This window comes from Bacillus sp. FSL L8-0199 (genome assembly GCF_038005705.1).
Classification (GTDB): Bacteria; Bacillota; Bacilli; order Bacillales; family Bacillaceae_G; genus Bacillus_A; species Bacillus_A cereus.
Map to the genome: position 1 here is coordinate 168,893 of NZ_JBBOTS010000001.1, position 20,126 is coordinate 189,018.

A 20,126-nucleotide genomic window follows, 5' to 3' on the forward strand; every position below is an offset into this window, starting at 1 on the left:
GATTGAAACGGTCTTCATATTGAGATGATTTATTATAAAATATATACTTAAACTACTATCAGTACATATATCAGGGAGGACTAATATGACAGGAAATAAAAATGACTTATTAGTAGAAAAACGTGAAGAGTTATTGAAAGTATTGCAAGCTCGTTTTGAGAAAAACATGAACCGCCATGAAGGTCTTGAATGGGCTAAAGTTGAAGCGAAGATAGAAGCTAATGCTGAAAAATTATGGTCACTTAACGAAATGGAAGTAACTGGTGGTGAGCCGGATGTTATTGGTTATGATGAAGAAAAGGACGAATATACTTTCTATGATTGTTCAAAGGAGAGTCCTAAAGGCCGCAGAAGTCTTTGTTATGATCTTGAAGCGTTAGAATCAAGAAAAAAGCATAAACCAGAAAATAACGCTATTGATGTTGCCAATGCTATGGGCATTGAACTATTAACGGAAGAACAATATCGGGAATTGCAACAACTTGGAGATTTTGATATGAAATCATCGAGTTGGGTACAAACACCTTCAGATATTAGAGAGCTTGGTGGTGCTCTATTTTGCGATTATCGCTTTGGACATGTTTTCGTGTACCACAATGGAGCAGACTCTTACTATGCTGCCAGAGGTTTTCGTGGTTCGTTAAAAGTTTAAATTAGGATAAATAAGAAAAAGAGCCTATATTCAGGCTCTTTTTCTTATTTATATTTTAAAAGTAAATTGTTACTACGCAGTTTTACTTAATTTATATATTCCGTGGTTGTTTTTACGGAAAAGTTTAGGGAAAACATAGCCATCTAATCCAATACGTCCAGCGTTCTGCCCTGCAACTAAAATGAACATAGTCAAAATAAGCAGGTTTGGGTTTACACTAACAGTTCCGCTTAATAAAAATGAAAGATTCATTATGATTCCGAAAAATGCAGCTGTTTTTGTTAATCCGCCTAAAATTAAACCTAGACCTACTAAAATTTCTCCCCATTGAACTAAAAAGCTAAATAGGTCTGCGTTTGGAAGGACAAAATGTTGAAGGAAATCTGCCCACCAACTTTGTACTGCAGGGTGGTCCCCTGATGCTTGAGCAATAGCACCCTTTAGAAAGCCACTTGCGTCAAAAGATTGTCCGAAGACTTTGCCTATCCCAGCAGCGAACCATGTATATCCTATGTAAAGCCGTAAAAGTAATAATATGAAAGTAGCACGTTTATCAGTTCTTAAAAAATTGATAACCATTGAAATCCCTCCAATATTGTATTTACACGTTTATTATATATCCAATGTGAAAAGATTCACAATGGAGAGAATGTGAACAAGGATAGGTTGTGAATAATTGTTTTATTTTTTGTAACATTTTATCTGCTTTGATAAACTAAGAATAGAGATATATGTAAAGGAGACAAAGACTCAATATGTGGATGAACTTGTAATGATTAGAAACTACTAGATAGATAAATTTTGCTCTCATAAGCGAGGGTTTATTTAGTTATCTGTAAATCATTCAAGGAATGCATATTTGGCTTGTACATCCCTTTTATAAGGATAGGTGTCTATTTTATGTATCTGTCTTTTTTGTGGGAAAGTTTATATCTCTTATATAAAATATGCGTCCTTTAAACTTGGAGGAGTATATGATGAACCAATTAAAAAATAAAGTAGCAGTTATTACAGGGGTAAGTCGTCTAGATGGTATAGGGGCAGCGATTTGTAAAGAATTAGCTGAATCAGGATACGATATATTTTTTACGTATTGGACAGCTTACGATAAAGAGATGCCTTGGGGCGTTGATAAAAATGAACAAATACAATTAAAAGAAGAGTTACTAAAAAACGGTGTTAAAGTATCAAGTATGGAGTTAGATTTAACTCAGAATGATGCACCAAAAGAGCTTATAAATAAAGTTACTGAACAATTAGGGTACCCTCATATATTAATTAATAATGCAGCATATTCTACGAATAATGATTTCTCTACGTTGACTGTTGAAGAATTAGATAAGCATTATATGGTAAATGTTCGTGCGAGTACCCTGTTAAGTAGTCAATTTTCTCGGGGATTTGATAAGAAATCTGGTGGTAGAATTGTTAATATTACTTCGGGGCAATTTCAAGGTCCTATGGCAGGAGAACTAGCTTATGCGACAACGAAGGGAGCTATTGATGCTCTTACTAGTACGTTGTCAGCAGAGGTAGCTCATTTAGGAATAACAGTGAATGCAATTAATCCAGGACCAACCGATACAGGATGGATGACTGAAGAGATAAAACAAGGGTTAAAGCCGATGTTTCCTTTTGGCAGAATTGGTGAGCCAAGGGATGCAGCTAGACTCATTAAATTTCTAGTAAGTGAAGAAGCCGAGTGGATTACTGGGCAAGTTATTCATTCAGAAGGTGGATTTAAAAGATAAAAAAGAAGGCATCTCACCAGGGTGAGATGCCTTCTTTTTTAATCTTTCTTCAATCTTCGTGCAACACCATTCCCTAAAGACTGTAATCCTTGAACGAGGATAATTAAAATAAAGACAGTTGCATACATTACTTCAGGCTCGTAGCGTAAATGTCCGAAGCGGTATGCTAAATCCCCTAGCCCGCCAGCACCTACAAGGCCAGCCATTGCTGTTGCGCCGATTAAGCCGATCGTTGCGATTGTTAATCCGAGTACAAGGGAGGGACGTGCTTCTTTCACCATAACGTGCCAAATGATTTTTATAGTAGAAACGCCCATCGCTTGGTAGGCTTCAATGACACCGCGATCGACTTCTAGTAAAGCTGTCTCCATTAAACGTGCGATATAAGGGGCTGTGAAGACGACAAGCGGTACGATAACACCTTGCACGCCAATGGACGTTCCCATTAGAAACTTTGTAAAAGGTAAGATGAAGAATAATAGAATGATAAATGGAAGAGAGCGAATGATATTAATAATTGTATTAAGAATAGGATAGATGATTTTATTTTCACGTTGCCCACCAGGTCTCGTTAAAACAAGTGTGACGCCAAGTGGCAGTGCAATAAGGATCGAGATGAGTAATGAAATAGATGTCATTTGAAATGTTTGGATTGTTGCTTCCCATATGACTTTACCCCATTCATCCAAAAAGGACTTGTTTCCCATAGTCTGTTCTACCTCCTTCTACGATGATTTCTTGCCCTTGTAAAAATGATAAAACACGGTGGATTTCATTTTGTTCCCCTTGCATATGAACGACTAGTTTCCCATATGTTTCATGTTTTAACTGCGTAATATTACCGGATAAAATATTCGGATACACTTGGAAACGTTTTGTGGCAACGGCTAAGGCAGGTTCCCCTGAAGTAGTGCCAATAAATGAAAGTGTTACAATTTCTCCAGTACTTTGTAGTTCTTTCTGTACCTCTTCTGGAATTTTCGCTGCAAATGCGCTATTTACAAATTTCTTCGTTGTTACATGTTGTGGGTTTGTGAAAATATCTTTTACAGTCCCACTTTCGACTACAGATCCATGTTCCATAACAGCAACGCGGTCACATATACGCTGGATGACATTCATTTCATGTGTAATGAGTAAAATCGTAATTCCGATTTCTTCGTTAATCTTTAATAACAAATCAAGGATAGAATCGGTTGTTTCGGGATCTAATGCGCTCGTTGCTTCATCACTTAATAACACTTCAGGTTCATGTGATAGCGCACGAGCAATTGCAACACGCTGTTTTTGACCACCAGAAAGTTCGCTTGGATACGCATCTTTTCGATTAAAAAGATCGACAATGCGTAAATACTTTTCTACTCTTTTTTCAATTTCTGCTTTTGGAATGCCAGCAAGCCGTAACGGTAATGCGATATTTTCATAAACGGTAACAGTTTTAAGTAAATTGAATCCTTGGAAGATCATTCCGATTCTTTGTCTCGCTTTTGCTAGTTCTTTTGTCGATAATGTTGTTAAGTCTTGTTGGTTTACAATGATATTTCCTGTCGTTGGTTTTTCTAATAAATTTACACATCGAATCAATGTACTTTTACCAGCGCCACTATACCCAATGATTCCAAATACCTCGCCTTTTTCTACTTTAAGGGAAGTAGACTTAAGAGCCTCAACATTCCCTTTTTTTGTTGTAAATACTTTGGATATGTTTTGTAATTCAATCATTATCGTCAGCTCCTACCAAGATGGTAAAACTGAACCATCAAATTTTTTCTCGATAAACTCTTTTACTTCCTTAGACTGATAAGCTTTCTTTAATTTATTTACAACGGCATCATCTTTATTTTCAGTACGAACAACGACCCAGTTCACATATGGTGAATCTTTTCCTTCGCGGAAGATAGAATCTTTCGCTGGACTTAATTTTGCACCTAATGCAAAGTTTGTGTTAATAGCAGCTGCTTTCACTTCACTTAGTTGTGTTGGTAATTGAGATGCCTCTAATTCGACAATCTTTAATTTTTTTGGATTTTCAATTACATCTTTTGCAGTCGCTTTTTCTGTAGCCTTCGGATCAACTTTTAAAACCCCTGCTTTTTCAAATAATTTTAAAGCTCGAAGTTCATTCGTTGGGTCATTTGGTACAGCAATTGCGTCGCCCTCTTTTAAGTCTTTTACATCTTTTATATCTTTAGAATATACGCCCATAGGGAATGTTACTGTTGAAAATACTTCAGCTAATTTCATATTGCGTTCAGCTTTAAATACATCTAAATACGATTTCGTTTGGTAGCTATTTACATCAAGGCTTTTTTCATCTAAAGATACGTTTGGCGCTACATAATCATTAAATACTTTTATATCAATTTCGAGACCATCTTTTGCTGCAACTTCTTTTACCTTTTCAAAAATTTGTTCATGTGGTCCACCTGTTACACCGACAGTAATCTTTTTCTCGTCTAATGCTTTTACCTCTTTATCTGAACTCACGCTACATGCGCCTAATAATAATACTGCTCCGCTTACAATGCTTAATAATACCTTTTTCATCTATAAATCCCCCTTCATATACGTTCCAAAATAAAAAGCACCTCCCAAAAATAAGAGAGGTGCCGAATAGACGAAATAGATTCCTCTCTTATCTTCCAAAACGAAAACTCGTTTTGCAGGAATTAGCACCTTAGCTTATACGTCATAAGCTCGGTTGCCGGGCATCATCGGGCCAGTCCCTCCGCCACTCTTGATAAGAGTATGTGTATGTAGTTTTGAATATGGTACTAATAGTAAATCTTACAAAAAGAATTGTCAATAATATTTTCAGAATATATTTTATTTTAAGGTAATCGAAACGTTCCCCTTTTTATGTCCTTTTTCTACATATATATGAGCTTCAGCAATTTCTTCTAATCGGTAAGTTCTATCAATAACAGGTTTTAGCTTTTCTGTTTCAGCTAGTTGTTTTAGCAGGTTCATATCTTCTTTACTGACCTTTGCCATCATTCCGTTCACAGATACATATTTTCCATTAGGCATTAATGCATCTGTACAAAGAGACTTTTTATATTTTCCAACTGCATCAAATATAATATCGTAGTGCTCGCCCCGCTTAGTAAAATCTTCTTTCATATAATCAATTACGTTGTCTGCCCCTAAAGTTGTTACTAAATCGAAATTCGAACTACTACAAATGGCTGTGACAGTCGCCCCGAAGTATTTAGCAAGTTGTATGGCAGCTGTCCCTACTGACCCAGAGGCGCCATATATAAGTACTCGTTGCCCTTTTTTTATCTGTCCTTTTCTAAGGAAGTGCAATGCTGAAGTTCCGCCGAAAGGAATAACGGCAGCTTCTTCATATGTCACATTGGTAGGTTTTAATGCTATTAATCCACTTTCATGCACGCATGTGTATTCCGCATAACCACCAAGGTTTAGTTCTGTTAATGCAAAAACTTGATCTCCTTTTTTAAATTGTGTTACATCTGTTCCAATGTCTTCGATTTCACCGGATAACTCTACGCCAAGTATAGGTTTTCTCGGTTTTCTGAAACCTAATATGATCCGCATAGGAATCCAAAATAAGAGTGGGCTATTAAAGCCACGTATTCTACAATCTCCAGTCGATACACTTGTTGCGTGAATTTTAACTAATACTTCATTTTTTTTAGGTTTAGGCTTTTCTACATTTTGAAGCTGGAGAACATTAGGTGGTCCGTACTTTGTACAAATAATCGCTTTCATAATGACCTCCTGAAATGAGTTGTTATTATTTACATCATATTTAAACTTTTTCTCAAACATGTTGTTATATAGGAAATAAATTTAAAGATAAATATTACGAATTATATAGATTTCATAGGAAAAGAGATGATATTATTTTTGGGAAGGAGGGGACGTTATGAAAAAACTTATTTTAATTTCAAGTTTAGTACTTGCAGTCGGTCTAGGAGTAGGGTGTAGTAATGAGAAAACAAAAAAGACTGACGAACCGAAAAAAGAAGCTGTGCAGAAAGAAAAGGAATTAACAGCGAAGGATGTTTTTAATAAAGCGAATGAAGCTTTTAAAAACGAAGAAAATGTAACGATGACATATGATGTGGGAATAAAGGCTGAAGGAACAGAGATGAATGTAATAAAGGCTAAAATGCAACTAGAGCCGAAGAAAAAAAATTCTCGTTCTGAAATGAATGTTTCTGGTACAGAGGTTGTTGTTTATGATGTGGGTGGCAAAATTGCTGGTCAGTTAAAAAATCCTAATACGGGTGAAATTATGTCTGTACCAGAGGAACAATTGAATGCTAACGGAATGAACGCGACTCAAGGAATGGTAGATAATTTAGAGATTCCATCGGAAATTTTAAATAAAGTGAAGATGGAGAAAAGTGGAGATAATTATAAGCTGAAGTTTGCATTAAAAGGGCAAGAGACAGAGAGTATGTTAGCTAGTATGGATGAAAAGCAGAAACAAATGCTACAAGGCCAAAATGCAAAGATAGAAGAAATAGATGGGGAATATATTATTACAAAAGATTTTAAATATGAATCAGCAAAGATAGATATGGTTATGAGTAGCAATGGTGAGGATAAAGCGCACATTATTACGGATGCAAAGTTTACATCGTATGATAAATTTGATCCAATACAATTGCCAGCAGCAAAGTAATCACTGTCAAGAGAGGTACCTGAAAGAACGGGTATCTCTTTTTGTTGCTAATAAGGAGAGTGTCCTTTGAAAAAAAGAAAGATAGCAGTGGTCATTGTCGCATATACGGTTTTGCTTGCAACGTCTGTACATACGTATAAAAAACAAATTGATCATCCTATTATGAGTGATGTAGGTAAATTGCTTCCGACAAAAATAAAACGTGTTGAAAGTGCTACGGAAGAGCACTCGTTAATAAAATTAGTGCGAGATGCAAAAGTTTCAGGAGAGAAAATTTCCATTGCAGGCATGCAACATAGCCAAGGAGGACAGACATATTATCCGAATGGCACGATGCTCGATATGAAAGGATATAATAAAATATTAGAATTTGATCCAGAGAAGAAGCGGATTACAGTTCAAAGTGGTGTCACCTGGAATGATATTCAGAAGAAAATAAATCCTTATGGCCTTGCGGTACAGGTCATGCAGTCTCAAAATATTTTTACTGTTGGCGGTTTATTAAGTGTAAATGTACACGGGCGTGATATTCGTCATGAGGCACTGATTGATACAGTAGATTCATTTAGATTGTTAATGGCAGATGGCACGGTACGTAATGTAAGTAGAGAAGAAAATGCAGAGTTATTTCCATATGTCATTGGGGGTTACGGTTTATTTGGAGTTATTTTAGATGTGACGCTGAAGTTAACAGATGATGAATTATATGAAATGCACACGAGAATGATAGATTATAAAGAATACGCATCTTATTTCAAAGAGAAAGTGAAAAGAGATGAGAATGTTCGTATGCACTTAGCGCGTATTTCTGTTGCTCCAAATTCATTTTTAAAAGAGATGTATGTGACAGATTATACTTTGGCACAAAATCAAAATATGAGAGAAGAGTACAGTGAATTAAAGGAAGAAAATATTATAGCTGCACCGAAATTTTTACTTGGTTTATCACGTTATAGTGATTGGGGAAAGAATACATTTTGGGATATACAAAGAGGTTATTTTGAACGTACAGATGGAAATTATGAGACGCGTAATAATGTTATGAGATCAGATAGTGCTTTTATGGAATATGAAAATCCAAATAGGACCGAAGTGTTACAAGAATACTTTGTGCCTATAGATGCTTTCACAGAGTATATAGATGATTTACGTAACGTATTAAATGAAGAAGAGTTTAATTTACTCAACATTACGATTCGTTACGTGGAAAAGAATGAAAATGCAGTTTTGTCCTATGCGAAAGATGATATGTTTGCGCTGGTTCTTTTGATTAACCAGGGACGCTCAGAGAGTGAGATAAAGAAAACAGAGGATGTCATTCGAAAGATGATTGATGTTACTTTAAAGCATAATGGTAGTTACTATTTGCCGTATTATTCTTATCCAACGAAAGAGCAGTTAAAGAGGGCATATCCTCGCATTGAAGAATTTCTCAAGAAAAAGAAGGAAGTAGATTCAGAAGAGAGATTTGTGAATTTATTTTATAGGGAGTATACGAAATGACATATAGAAGATTTGTGGCTTCGCAAAGTATCATCATGATGGCAGGAAGTATGGTATTTCCTTTTTATATATTATTGCTTCGAAACGTTGGAAATAGCTTCTCGCAATTTGGCTGGGCGTATGGCTTATTTGCTTTAACATCAGCACTTGTATATCCACTAGTGGGAAAGGTATCTGATCAAGTAGGGGATAAAAAATTATTAATCATATACGCTTGGTCCATGGCAATCTTAATGCTTTGCTTTCCAATTGCCACGGAAGTTTGGCATGTGTATATTCTTCAAATTGTAATGGGCGTTTTAGGTGCTGTGCAGCGTAATACTGAGAAGACTTCGTTAGCACGAAAGGTTGCGCAGGAAAAGGCTGGTTATGAGATTGGAAAATACCATGTGTGGACATCCATTGGCGGAGCAGTAGCGGTTATTGCCACGGGATATTTAGTAGATTTCTTTACAATTGGTACAATTTTTTATATTGCATCTATTTTATATGTAGTGAGCGGGATTGTATTAAGTAGTAAAAAAAAATAACTATTCCTATTTTCACCTTAATACCCTTTATTTGTTATACTAAAAGGGAATACAAAAGAAAAGGGGACAGTGCCTTTGATGAAATTTGTAGTTTTAGCTATTCTTACTTTGTTTTTGATTCCATGGACAAGAAGTAGTAGTAAGCTTCGAGCAGTGGATAAGAAGGGAGATAAGAAGGTTGTAAAGGGTAAGAAATCATCTATTTTAGTTATTCCTGTTTTATTTTGGATAGGTATTGCAATCTATGAATACTTTTGGCTAATTGATGATCGAGTAGATTCGATTCTTACTCATTATTCTGTTGCAGTAGCAATTTTAATTGGGCTTGTTTTATTTTCACAAGATCAAATAGGGAAATTAGAAGGTACATTAAAAGGACTTCTAATGTTTATTTTACTCGCAAGTTACGGCTACTTTGGTTATTTGCACGATATAGTAATCTCGCAAAAGAAATATGATTCTGTTGTTAAGGTAGAGAAAGATATTTCAGAGCCATTTACTGAAAATGACCAGCCGTTTACAGTGCCGCCAAAGACAGCGGAGAATAAGATGAAAAAAGTATTTGGTGATATTCCAAAAGTAGCTTATTTTGAGCTAGGAGAATTAACGCCACAAATGGTAAACGGCGAAGCTTTATATGTAGCGCCGATTGAAGTTTCAGGTTTTTTTAAAGCACGTAAAGCTGAGACAATTCCAGGGTATGTAACGATGTCAGGTACGAATCCTGATGCGGAAGCGAAACTGCACCTCGGTTATAAAATGAAATATGTGCCAAGCATGTTTTTTGGTAATAATTTAGAGCGTGTGGTAAGGCAAGCAGAACCAAATTTAATCTTTAAAGGAAAACCTAAATTTGAGGTTGATGATAAAGGAAAACCATATTATACAATGACGTATGGTGAATTTATTTCAGGAAGATCTGGATTTGAGGTAGAAGGTGTTGTCGTAGTAGATGCACAAACAGGTGAAGTGAAAAGATATGATAAAGGAAAGGCACCTAAATTTGTTGATGGTGTATTAAATCATGAGACTGCATCTACGTTAAATACGTACTTTGGTAAATATATTCACGGATTTTGGAATACGAAATTTTCACAAACAGATATGAAAATTCCGACTGAGTGGGGAACGAAAGAAGGCGTGACCCCGATTTTTGGTAAAGATGGAACACTGTATTATTTTACAGACTTTACTTCTCCAAAAGAAGGAGTAGATTCAGCTCTAGGCTATTCATTAGTAGATGCACGCACAGGCAAGCTATATTATTATAATGGAAAAGAAGTAAAGGGGATTATGGATGGTTCAGCAGCTACAGAAGTAGTGGATAATTCCTTTAAGAGAGAGAAATGGCATGGGACAATGCCTGTCATTTATAACGTATACGGTAAACCAGCTTGGATTATTCCGGTTGTTGATGACGGAGGCCTAGTACGTGCGCATACAGTTGTATATGCTGCTAATGCAAAAATATTTGCGACAGGTTCTTCGCAGAAAGAAGCGCTTGAGAATTATAAAAACGTAATGAGCGGTAATGGTGATACATTTAGACCAACCTCAACAGGAAAAGAAGCGCAAAAAGAAGGTATTGTACAACGTGTATATAAAGAAAAATCTGGTGAAAATACAATCGTGTACGTACTTTTAGAGAATGAACAAAAGGTATTTATGATACCAGTGAAGAAATTTCCATATGCTATGTTTACAGAAGTAGGAGATCCAATTCAAATTACATATTTAGATACGGGAGAGACGATGGCCTCGGTATCTAAATTTACGAATAGCAATGTGAAAAAGTAAAGCGGTAGAATTTCTATCGCTTTTTTTACATTATGAAAGAGGAAAATGCACTGTACTTGACGTATGTTTATGATGTAACTATAATTGTTACGATTCAGTGTGTATAGGAAAGGGTGAATTGAAAAAGTGAATGAAGTTAATCACGAAATATATAAACCTGTAAAGGCAAACAGGTTGTGGATGATTCTTGTATTAGGGACACTTACGGCAATTGGGCCATTATCTATTGATATGTATTTGCCTTCATTACCGAAGTTAACGGATGACTTGCAAACAGGTGCATCCCTAGCGCAGCTTACATTAACAGCTTGTTTACTTGGGCTTTCAGTAGGGCAATTATTTGTTGGCTCAATTAGTGATATTTACGGAAGACGCAAACCACTTATTATTGCTCTTATTATTTATGTTGCTTCTTCTTTACTTTGTGCTGTTGCGCCATCTATTTGGACATTAGTATTATTGCGCTTCCTACAAGGAGCTTCAGGATCAGCCGGGATTGTTATATCACGTGCGATGGTAAGAGATATGTACTCAGGTTCTGAAATGACGAAGTTTTTCTCACTGCTTATGTTAGTAAACGGAGCAGCACCTATTTTGGCACCGATTATTGGGGGGCAATTGTTACAGTTTACAACGTGGCGCGGTGTTTTCATCGTTCTTGGAGCAATTAGCGTATTCATGTTAATCTCAGCTACTTTTGTATTACGTGAAACATTACCTCCTGAAGAAAGAGAAACGGGTGGTTTGTCAGGGACTTTGGCGACGTACGGAAAATTGTTAAAGGACCGTCTGTTTATGGGATATGCATTGTCACAAGGATTAGTAACAGCGGCAATGTTTGCATACATTTCGGGCTCACCATTTGTGTTGCAGAACATATACGGAGCATCACCACAGCAATTTAGTTTATTCTTTGCGATTAACGGCATCGGTATTATTATTGCTAGTCAGGTAACGGGTCGTTTAGCGGGGAAAGTGAATGAGAAGACATTATTTGTTGCGGGTATTATTATCGCAGCTGTTGGTGGTCTATCTTTACTACTGACAATCGTACTAGGAATAGGTTTAATTGGTGTTTTATGTTCGTTATTCCTTGTTGTATCAAGTGTCGGGGTTGTATCAACAACTGGGTTCTCATTAGCGATGAGAAATCAGAAACAAGCTGCAGGAACAGCATCAGCTTTATTAGGTTTATTACAGTTTATTTCAGGAGCTCTTGTTGCTCCGCTAGTAGGTATCGGTGGAAGTAATACAGCATTACCGATGGGTATTGTTATTGCGCTTTGTGAAGTAGGAGCAGTGTTATGTTATCTATTTATGGCCAGAAGAAGTGAGAAACAGTTTGAACTGCAACAAAAACAAAATCTAGAGGCTTAACAAAAAAGAACTGATTCAAAGGGAATGTTTGAATCAGTTCTTTTTTCATTTCTTTGAAATACCTCATACAGTTTTGTAAGGTGATGTAGTAAAGCATTGCAAAAATTATTTGTATAAAGTGACGATACTGTGACAAACATGTTGGTATATATATTACGGTGTCGTCTTAAGTGTAAAAAGTAGGATGTTCTCGGTATAATAACAAGTGGAGATAAAAGAAACTATAATGAGTAATAGTTGTAGATAAAAGGAGAAGAAGAGATGAAGAAGGTTTTGGGTATTGCCGTAATGGGAGGAATGCTCCTTCTAGCAGGATGTAATGGAAATAAAGATACGAAAGAACCGAAAGAAAAGGTAGAGCAATCTACAGAACAAACAGAAGAGATGAAAGAATACCGTGCAGTACATGAAAAATACGATACGAAAATGAATAAAGAAATTAATAAAGCACTGCAGTTATTTGAAGTAGCAAAAGAAAAGGGCGGTAAGGAAATAACGACTGCTACATATAAAGAAGATGTGCAAAAGGTAACAACGAGCATGTTAGAAGATATTGATCATATACGTAAAGAAATTCGTGTGCCGAAGTCGAAAGAGCAAGAACATGAAGTATATGTTGGTTTCTTGAATGAATCGGAGCAAGCAATGAAAAAATTACAGAAGTTAGCTAAAGAAGAAGATTCATCGTTGATTCGTGATATAGAAATTAATTTTGCAACAGCATCAACATACTATAAACGTTTTCAAGCAGAAATGAAAAAATAACCTTGCCTGTGCAAGGTTATTTTTTCTTCTTACTACCGCCTACCTCTTTATTTTATTTCTCTTTTGTATTCTTTTTTCGTTCCATCAGAGAAGACAACTTCTAAATCAAATTTTTGATAGTCTTTATCAAGTTTGAACACGTTCACTACTTGATCGATTACTTCTTGGTCAGCAGTATTTTTATCAAATTTTAATTCTTGTAAGAGTGGGCTTAATTTTGTGATAGCCTCGTCTCCTGTTAATTTTACATCTGCTTTATGATCTTCAATTTTTGCTTCCATTTTCTTATCAGCTGCTACATTTTTATAGTCTGCTTCGTAGTCTTTCTTTGTATCTTGGTAGTCTGCCTTTAAATCGAATTCATTGAAGTTTAGTTTTAAATCTGCAGGAGCCTCATTTTTTGCTTCTTCAGTCGTCTTTTTATTAGAAGTTGTGTCTTCTTTTGCAGGAGCTTTACATCCTGTTAATGCAGGTACTAGCATAAGAGCTAATAAAACTGATAGTAGAATTCTCATTATAAATTCCTCCTTATGTAAATTCGTTCTATACAAGTTTTTCCCAAAAACATGTAATTATGTATGTGTTGAAAATAAATTATTATTCTGTAGTTGCAAGGGCTAATCCGCAATTTAAATCAAAAAAGATTTGTATGTATATGGTAAATTGAAGTTGTGAGGAGGGGCTAAAATGCATGAAGAATATAAAGAGATAATAAAAAAATCAATTGAATATATAGAGAATCACTTACATGAGGAGCTTACAACAGAAAGAGTGGCATCTCACAGTGCAGTATCGATGTACCATTTTCATCGCATCTTTCAAAGATATGTTGGGATGAGTGTAACAGATTATATTCGAAAGAGAAGGTTAACTCATGCTGCGCAAGTTTTAGTGTCAACGGAGAGAGCTGTTATTGATATTGCAGTGCAATACGGTTTTTCCTCACAAGAGGCATTTACGAGAGCTTTTAAAAGAATGTTTCAATTGCCACCAAAGAAATATCGAAAGTACTTTCAGTCATTTTATATAGAAAGAGAGGGTGTTTCAATGCAAAAAGGTATACCGAAAGGATGGATCTTAAGTGGAAGTCATCCTGCTGAATATGAGATGGGTTTAGATTATGAAGTTGTCCATCAGGGGAAAGTATCTGCATACATAAAAGCAAAAGAGAATGTTACGCACGGAGGATTTTCAACATTAATGCAAATGTTCCGAGCGGATAAATATGTAGGAAAGAGATTACGTTTTACAGCATTTATTAAGAGTGAAAATGTAAGAGATTGGGCAGGATTGTGGATGCGAGTAGATGGAAAAGATACAGAACCGCTCGCTATGGATAATATGCAAAATCGCCCCATTAAAAATACGAATAACTGGCAATCGTACTCGGTTGTATTAGATATAAAAGAAGAAGCACTTGGTATTGCATTTGGTGTTTTATTATCAGGAGAAGGTTGTGTGTGGCTAGATAGTATTCGATTTGATGAAGTAGATGAAAAAATTCCTTCAACAGATTTGGCAGAGAACTTTTATGAAACACTTTTAGAAGAGCCAGTGAATCTACAATTTGAAGAAGTAGAAAAATAAAAAACAAGGAGAAAAGATATGCTCAAATATGTAAAACTAATAAGTATTAGTTTAGTAATATCGTCTTGTATTATGGGAATTAATTATTTAGTTAGCTATCTTTGGTCAGGGCATATACCTTCTTTGACGTGGAGAACATATTTGATGTTTGTGTTTATATTTATGATGAGTTTTGGTTCAATGCAAAAAGAAGGAAAAGAGGATTATTGACAATAGTCTTCTTCGCCTTTCTTTCATTAACACAAATGTTTGTAACTGTTTTTGGAGATGCAGGTATGATTTTCAATATCATCTCACTATCGTTACAACTTGTAAGTTTGGGTGTAATTGTACCACATGAAATGCTTTCTAAAACATATCAAACAATCGGTGAATTATTTCCTGCAATATATGCAGGAAATGGCTATTATACAATAATATTTGGAGGAGTTAGTTTAGAAAGAAATATTATTTCATTATTAGTTATTGTATTGGTTATACAATTAGTAGCAGGTATGATTTTAGCTATAAAAGGAATGGCAAAGGGAAGAGGAAGCTCTGTAGTTAAAGTTGTATAAAAGTAAAAAGGTATCCTTCATGGGATACCTTTTACTTTTGTTACTTTGCAACTTCTGTCCACTTGTAGTTAAACTCACCACCGAAGTCAGTTGTTACAAGTCCTTTAATGAAAGAGCGTTGTAAGTAAGAACGACCTTGTTGGTATAAAGGAGCGACAGCGCCGTCTTGTAATAGAATTTTTTCAGCTTGCTTCATTGCTTCAAAGCGTGCTTTTTCATCGCCAGCTAAATCTGTTTTCACTTTATGAATTAGCTCATCGTACTCTTTGTTAGAGTATTTATCGAAGTTATAAGCACTATCTGTTGTAAATAGATCTAAGAATGTAATTGGATCAGCGAAGTCAGGGCCCCAGCCGTCAATACCAATTTCATAGTCTCCACTTAATAGTAGTTTTAGCTGTTGTTTACGTGGTTGTGGTTTTAAATTCACTGTTAATCCGTCTAAGTTTTTTTCTAATTCACCTTTTAAATATTCGCCAGTCTTTTTAGCTAAAGCATTGTCACTTGTTAATAGTTCGATTGTTACTTTGTCAGTACCAAGTTCTTGTTTTGCTTTTTTCCAGTTTTCTTTCGCTGTTTTCACATCATCCTTGACTAGATTTCCATTTTCTTTACGGAAGTCGTTGCCTTCTGGGCTCTTTGCGAATTTCGCAGGAACCATTCCTTCAGCTGGAACAGCGCCGTTATTTAAAATTGTTTCTACGTAAGCTTTTTTATTCATTGCGCCGTTAATAGCAAGGCGTGCATGTTGATTTTTTAATGTTTCATTTTTCTGATTTAGTCGTAAGAATTGAATGCCGACTTCAGCGCGTTCCTTGAAGTTTGGATCGCTCTTATATTTATCAACAAACTCTGCAGTTAAAGCAACGCGATCAATTTGTCCTGAATCATATAAGTTCACTTCTGTAGACTTATCTTTAACGACATTGAAGTTGATTTCTTCTAATTTTACCGTTTTAGCATCCCAATAGTTAAGGTTTTTCTTCAATTGGAAGCTTTGTTCATGTTTCCAGTTCTCTAATGTGAAAGCACCGTTGTAAATTAAATGATTTGTTTCCAAACCATATTTATCACCTTGAGATTTTAAGTACTCTTCATTAATTGGTAAGAATGTTGAGAATGTCGTTAAGCTTAAGAAGTAGGGAACAGGACGGTCTAGTTGTACTTCTAACGTTTTGTCATCGACAGCTTTGACCCCTAGTTGATCAATTGGCAATTGTTTTTGGTTTATTTGTTTCGCATTCTTTATATCGAAGAATAAGAATGCGTATTCAGCTGCTGTATCAGGATTTACGGCACGTTGCCAAGCGAAGGCAAAGTCCTTTGCTGTAACAGGAGTACCGTTTGACCATTTTGAATCACGCAGATGGAATGTATATTTTGTTTTATCGGGACTAATGTCAACCGACTCAGCGACACCAGGAACCGGTTTATTATCTTCTCCCATTGCATATAACCCTTCAAAAACATTGCGCATTACGTTCATGGATTCCCCATCCGTTGCTTTTGCAACATCCATTGTTGGAATTTCTGAAGCGAATGATAAGTTAATTGCCTGTTTATCAGGTGCTTTATCGTTTGCTTTCGCTCCGCTTGCATTATCTTTATTTCCCCCGCAAGCAGTTAGTAATAGACTTGCCCCTAAAACAGATGCAACAACAGGTATAACTTTTTTCTTCATTGTTCGTTCCTCCCTAAATGTGTTGTTCGTAACGTCATAATGTCCATGTCTGAAGTAGCTATAGAAGGAGATAAAACCTATTATAAATATTTGTTTATAGGTAATCAGGTGTTCTATATGTATATACATGTTGATCTATAATCTATCGTTATATGTTTCAACGTAGTAGACATTATATTTTGATGGTGAAATATTTCGTTTCTTTGATTATTTAGAATATTAACACTGAAAAGAACTATATGTCAATAATAAAAATAGATTGTTAATTTCTTAGAATAATATATTGAAAAAGCAGATTCTCATGTGTGAGAGAACCTATTTTAAATATATTTTGCTAAAAAAACAATTGGTGTGGGCTAATAATAAGTGGGGATGAAGAAACCCCCACTTATTAAAGTTTCACTTTATTTTTCAATTTTTGCCCACTTGAAGTTTAATTGACCTGCAAAGTCTACTTGCACAATTCCTTTCACATAAGAACGTTCTAAATAAGATTCGCCTTTTTGGTAAAGAGGAGCGATAACAGAGTCTTTAAATAATATTTTCTCGGATGCTAGTAATGCTTCCCAGCGAGCTTTTTCATCACCAGCTAAAGTTGTTTTCACTTTTGCTATTGTTTCATCGAATTCCTTATTAGAGTAATGATCTAAGTTATAAGGGTTATTCGTTGTAAATAGCTCAAGGAATGTAATTGGATCCGCAAAGTCAGGGCTCCAGCCATCAATTCCGATTTCATAGTCACCTTTTAATAAAAGCGAAACTTGTTGCTTACGCGGTTGCGGTTTTATATTTACTGTTAATCCATCTAGATTCTTTTCTAGTTGTCCTTTTAAGAATTCACCAGTTTTCTTATCAAGGTCAGCATCACTCGTTAATAATTCTAATGCTATCTTTTCAGAACCAAGCTCTTGTTTAGCTTTTTTCCATAACTCTTGTGCAGATTTTGTATCAACTTTTGTTAAATCGCCATTTGCAGTACGGAAGTCTTTTCCTTCAGGTCCTTTTGCAAAGTTTTTTGGAACGAGACCAAATGTTGGTGTAGATCCATCATTTAATAACGTATTTACAAAGGATTTTCTATCAATTGTTTGATCAATTGCTTGGCGTGCAGAAACGTTTTGAAGCACTTTGTTTTGTTGATTCATACGTAAAAATTGTACGCCTACGTTTGGACGTTCTTTAAAGTTAGCATCTTTTTTATATTTATCGACGAAGTCAGATGTTAGTTTTATACGATCTAATTGTTTTGACTCGAATAAATTTACTTCTGTTGATTTTTCTTTTACGACGTTAAAATTGATTTCTTCTAGTTTGACAGTATCTTTATCCCAATAGGTAGGGTTTTTCTTGAATTTAAAGCTTTGTTCGTGCTTCCAATCGCTTAGTGTAAAAGCTCCGTTGTACAAGATTGTATTATCTTCTAAAGCGTACTTATCACCTTGTGCTTTAAAGAATTCCTCGTTAATGGGTAGAAATGTTGGGAACGCTGTTAAGCTAATAAAATACGGAACAGGACGCTCCAATTCTACCTCAAACGTATGGTCATCAACTGCTTTTACACCAAGTTGGTCGGCTGGAAGTTCTTTGTTGTTAATTTTTGTTGCGTTTTTAATATCAAAGAATAGAAATGCATATTCAGAGGCTGTTGCTGGATCTACGGCTCTTTGCCAAGCGAACACAAAATCTTTAGCTGTAACAGGAGTGCCGTTTGACCATTTTGAATCTCGCAAATGGAATGTGTATTTCGTTTTATCGCCACTTACTTCATGAGATTTTGCAACACCAGGAACAGGTTTGTTACCTTCACCAAGATTATACAAACCTTCAAATACGTTTCTCATTACTTGACCAGAATCAGTATCTGTAGCACGAGCCGTATCCATTGTTCGTATTTCAGTAGGTGAAGATAAGTTTAAAACCTGTTTACTAGGTGCCTCGTCTTTTGCATTTGCTCCGCTTGCTTCGTTTTTATAACTACCGCAACCAGTTAATAAAATACTTACTCCTACAACTGATGCAATACCGGGTACAAACTTCTTTTTCATTTAATTTTCCTCCTAAATAATTAAGTTTGGATGATGATGAGGGAAATGAAAAATAAAAAATCCCTCTTTTCATATTGAGAAAGAGGGATTTTCACGTACAAGTTATGCACCCGTATATAAACGAAGTCCCTCATTCTATCTTTCAAGCATAAAGCTTGCAGGAAGTGGCACAGTATTCAAAATGAACCTGTTGCCGAGGTTTCAAAGGGCCAGTCCCTCCACCTCTCTTGATACAATGAGTAAACGAATAAATTTTATTAATTTTTGTGTTTCTTTGATAATTCAAAATCTTACACCTTGAATAATGAAGTGTCAACTAAATGAAATATAGTTTAAATATTCAGTTTTCTTAAATAAAAAAACCACTGCATAGGGCAGTGGTTTTTCTACTAGAAGTTAAAGTTATCTGGATCTGGACCAACGCGACGATCTTCATTTAAAGCTTGAATTGATTTCATATCATCAGCACTTAATTCAAAGTCGAAGATGTTTGCATTTTCAATAATGCGATGTTCTTTAATTGATTTGGGAATTGTTACAACTTCGTTTTGTAAATCCCAGCGTAAAATAATTTGCGCAGTTGATTTATTATATTTTGTCGCAATTTCTTGTAACGTTGGATTATCTAGTAGTTGTCCTTGCATTAATGGTGACCAAGCTTCAAGCTGGATATTATGTTCTTTACAGAATGCATGTAACTCTTCTTGTGCTAAACGTGGGTGGTATTCCACTTGGTTGACCATTGGCTTAATTTCAGCAATTTCAAATACGTCTTGTAAGTGGTGAATGTGGAAATTACTCACACCGATAGCGCGAACACGGCCATCTTTATAAAGTTTTTCTAATGCTTTCCATGATTCGGTATATTTCCCTTTTACAGGCCAATGTACTAAATATAAATCTAAATATTCTAGACCTAATTTCTCTAATGTAGTTTCAAATGCTTGAAGTGTTGTTTCATATCCTTGATCGCTATTCCATACTTTTGAGGTAATAAATAATTCTTCGCGTGAAACACCGGATTCACGAATCGCTTGTCCAACGCCTTCTTCATTTTGATAGATTGCTGCAGTATCGATGCTGCGGTAGCCATTTTTAATTGCTGCTTTTACAGAATCAATTACTTCTGAACCATCTTCTACTTTAAAAACACCTAAACCAAACCAAGGCATTTTTACACCGTTATGTAATGTTGTATAGTCTTTTAAACTTGTTAAAATCATA

At 35.5% G+C, this 20,126-nt stretch carries 20 protein-coding genes and 2 riboswitches; of the genes, 11 read left to right on the forward strand and 9 right to left on the reverse strand.

Translation table 11 applies throughout. The features are described 5' to 3' along the window. Positions 1–85 precede the first annotated feature (85 nt). Positions 86–652 (forward strand): DUF4256 domain-containing protein, encoded by a 567-nt coding sequence (locus tag NST86_RS00985; RefSeq protein WP_000147389.1) that lies wholly within the window; start codon positions 86–88, stop codon positions 650–652. Between the two features lie 72 nt (positions 653–724). Here the strand turns inward: NST86_RS00985 and NST86_RS00990 are convergent, their stop codons facing one another. Next, the gene (locus NST86_RS00990; protein WP_000236358.1) at positions 725–1,231 is read right to left on the reverse strand and encodes a DoxX family membrane protein; all 507 of its coding nucleotides are present in this window, start codon (positions 1,229–1,231) and stop codon (positions 725–727) included. 395 nt (positions 1,232–1,626) lie between these two features. Between NST86_RS00990 and NST86_RS00995 the strand changes: the two genes are divergently transcribed. Beyond that, positions 1,627–2,403 carry an SDR family oxidoreductase gene (locus NST86_RS00995; RefSeq protein ID WP_001987627.1) on the forward strand — a complete coding sequence of 259 codons (777 nt, stop codon included), beginning with the start codon at positions 1,627–1,629 and terminating at the stop codon, positions 2,401–2,403. Positions 2,404–2,441: 38 nt separating this feature from the next. Here the strand turns inward: NST86_RS00995 and NST86_RS01000 are convergent, their stop codons facing one another. From NST86_RS01000 to NST86_RS01015, 4 genes are all read right to left on the reverse strand, one after another. Next, positions 2,442–3,110 carry a methionine ABC transporter permease gene (locus NST86_RS01000; protein WP_000527151.1) on the reverse strand — a complete coding sequence of 223 codons (669 nt, stop codon included), beginning with the start codon at positions 3,108–3,110 and terminating at the stop codon, positions 2,442–2,444. Next, on the reverse strand, positions 3,085–4,125 hold the full coding sequence (locus NST86_RS01005; RefSeq protein ID WP_061663588.1) for a methionine ABC transporter ATP-binding protein: 1,041 nt from the start codon (positions 4,123–4,125) through the stop codon (positions 3,085–3,087). Before NST86_RS01005 ends, NST86_RS01000 begins: the two co-directional genes overlap by 26 nt. Before the next feature lie 12 nt (positions 4,126–4,137). Beyond that, the gene (locus NST86_RS01010; RefSeq protein ID WP_000756992.1) at positions 4,138–4,950 is read right to left on the reverse strand and encodes a MetQ/NlpA family ABC transporter substrate-binding protein; all 813 of its coding nucleotides are present in this window, start codon (positions 4,948–4,950) and stop codon (positions 4,138–4,140) included. A gap of 85 nt (positions 4,951–5,035) precedes the next feature. Further along, positions 5,036–5,150, reverse strand: a riboswitch (SAM riboswitch). Between the two features lie 79 nt (positions 5,151–5,229). Continuing rightward, positions 5,230–6,138: an NAD(P)-dependent alcohol dehydrogenase gene (locus tag NST86_RS01015; protein WP_000643864.1), complete on the reverse strand. Its 909-nt coding sequence runs from the start codon at positions 6,136–6,138 to the stop codon at positions 5,230–5,232. A 157-nt stretch (positions 6,139–6,295) separates the two neighbouring features. Between NST86_RS01015 and NST86_RS01020 the strand changes: the two genes are divergently transcribed. The 6 genes from NST86_RS01020 to NST86_RS01045 all read left to right on the forward strand — a co-directional run bounded on the left by NST86_RS01020 (position 6,296) and on the right by NST86_RS01045 (position 13,032). Then, complete coding sequence (locus NST86_RS01020) at positions 6,296–7,060, forward strand: DUF6612 family protein (RefSeq protein ID WP_000733612.1); 765 nt, start codon at positions 6,296–6,298, stop codon at positions 7,058–7,060. 66 nt (positions 7,061–7,126) lie between these two features. Beyond that, positions 7,127–8,563: an FAD-binding oxidoreductase gene (locus NST86_RS01025; RefSeq protein WP_340933011.1), complete on the forward strand. Its 1,437-nt coding sequence runs from the start codon at positions 7,127–7,129 to the stop codon at positions 8,561–8,563. Beyond that, positions 8,560–9,093, forward strand: coding sequence for an MFS transporter (locus tag NST86_RS01030; RefSeq protein WP_061663590.1), 534 nt, complete (start codon positions 8,560–8,562; stop codon positions 9,091–9,093). Before NST86_RS01025 ends, NST86_RS01030 begins: the two co-directional genes overlap by 4 nt. A 78-nt stretch (positions 9,094–9,171) precedes the next feature. Beyond that, positions 9,172–10,890, forward strand: coding sequence for a DUF3981 domain-containing protein (locus NST86_RS01035; protein ID WP_000674048.1), 1,719 nt, complete (start codon positions 9,172–9,174; stop codon positions 10,888–10,890). Positions 10,891–11,007: 117 nt separating this feature from the next. Continuing rightward, positions 11,008–12,267, forward strand: a complete 1,260-nt coding sequence (locus NST86_RS01040) for a multidrug effflux MFS transporter (protein WP_223153447.1) — start codon at positions 11,008–11,010, stop codon at positions 12,265–12,267. A gap of 261 nt (positions 12,268–12,528) precedes the next feature. Beyond that, entirely contained in the window at positions 12,529–13,032 is a 504-nt protein-coding gene (locus tag NST86_RS01045; protein WP_000756518.1) for a hypothetical protein, read from the forward strand. 47 nt (positions 13,033–13,079) lie between these two features. On the opposite strand, the gene NST86_RS01050 is transcribed toward NST86_RS01045, so the two are convergent. Continuing rightward, entirely contained in the window at positions 13,080–13,547 is a 468-nt protein-coding gene (locus NST86_RS01050; RefSeq protein ID WP_001221553.1) for a YusW family protein, read from the reverse strand. 172 nt (positions 13,548–13,719) lie between these two features. Here NST86_RS01050 and NST86_RS01055 point away from each other — a divergent pair, with 172 nt between their 5' ends. From NST86_RS01055 to NST86_RS01065, 3 genes are read left to right on the forward strand one after another with little or no spacing between them, the layout of a single operon-like run. After that, positions 13,720–14,619, forward strand: a complete 900-nt coding sequence (locus NST86_RS01055) for a helix-turn-helix transcriptional regulator (protein ID WP_000544203.1) — start codon at positions 13,720–13,722, stop codon at positions 14,617–14,619. A gap of 18 nt (positions 14,620–14,637) precedes the next feature. Continuing rightward, positions 14,638–14,829 carry a hypothetical protein gene (locus NST86_RS01060; RefSeq protein ID WP_000922547.1) on the forward strand — a complete coding sequence of 64 codons (192 nt, stop codon included), beginning with the start codon at positions 14,638–14,640 and terminating at the stop codon, positions 14,827–14,829. Next, positions 14,826–15,176, forward strand: a complete 351-nt coding sequence (locus NST86_RS01065) for a hypothetical protein (protein ID WP_016118996.1) — start codon at positions 14,826–14,828, stop codon at positions 15,174–15,176. Before NST86_RS01060 ends, NST86_RS01065 begins: the two co-directional genes overlap by 4 nt. A gap of 40 nt (positions 15,177–15,216) precedes the next feature. Here the strand turns inward: NST86_RS01065 and NST86_RS01070 are convergent, their stop codons facing one another. The 3 genes from NST86_RS01070 to NST86_RS01080 all read right to left on the reverse strand — a co-directional run bounded on the left by NST86_RS01070 (position 15,217) and on the right by NST86_RS01080 (position 20,125). After that, entirely contained in the window at positions 15,217–16,857 is a 1,641-nt protein-coding gene (locus NST86_RS01070; RefSeq protein ID WP_023520842.1) for a peptide ABC transporter substrate-binding protein, read from the reverse strand. A gap of 404 nt (positions 16,858–17,261) precedes the next feature. Next, positions 17,262–18,902, reverse strand: a complete 1,641-nt coding sequence (locus tag NST86_RS01075; protein ID WP_016118998.1) for a peptide ABC transporter substrate-binding protein — start codon at positions 18,900–18,902, stop codon at positions 17,262–17,264. A gap of 132 nt (positions 18,903–19,034) precedes the next feature. Further along, a riboswitch (SAM riboswitch) is annotated at positions 19,035–19,139 on the reverse strand. Between the two features lie 152 nt (positions 19,140–19,291). Beyond that, positions 19,292–20,125, reverse strand: a complete 834-nt coding sequence (locus NST86_RS01080) for an aldo/keto reductase (protein ID WP_000604197.1) — start codon at positions 20,123–20,125, stop codon at positions 19,292–19,294. Position 20,126 lies beyond the last annotated feature (1 nt).